At 45.8% G+C, this 522-nt stretch carries 1 protein-coding gene; it reads right to left on the bottom strand.

What is annotated here, in order from left to right; genetic code table 11:
* Positions 1 to 522: CHC2 zinc finger domain-containing protein (locus tag A3739_RS14480; RefSeq protein WP_231877086.1), on the bottom strand; the 522-nt coding region annotated here is incomplete at both ends.

The following is a 522-nucleotide window of genomic DNA, read 5'->3' as shown; positions in this document are numbered from 1 at the left end:
TCTCGTTACTTTTGTGAAAAACACGAGACTCGGGAGAGTTGATGTACTTTGCTTTATCGTCGCCTAAGGTTCTTCCACCAAAACCAACAGTCTTGCCACGCATGTTCCGAATAGGAAACATCAAACGGTTCTGAAACAGATCAAAAGGTCGCTCATACTTTTGCGAGACCAATTTCATTTCAACGAGCTTAGCAAGCTGCCGGTCTCCCGCCTGACCTCCAACAAAATCTCGTTCAGCTGGCGCATAACCGATACCAAAACGCTCAATCACCTCATCACTTAAACCGCGCATTTTTATATAACGCTGTGCGACATCTTTACTGGTATGATTAGCGAGAGCTTCTCTATAACGCCTATCTACGGCATCTAAAGCTTCAAAATATGGCTTCGTTTCGTCATATGCTTGCTGCAGACGCTGGTCTCGCGGCACTTCAACACCCGCGATCTTGGCAAGTTCTTCTACTGCTTCAACAAAATTGAGATTGTCATACTCTCGCAAGAATGAGATCGCATCACCGCTCG

The organism is Oleiphilus sp. HI0067 (assembly GCF_001635735.1).
The sequence above is the reverse complement of the archived record's forward strand: the minus strand, read 5'-3'. Positions and strand labels throughout refer to the sequence as shown.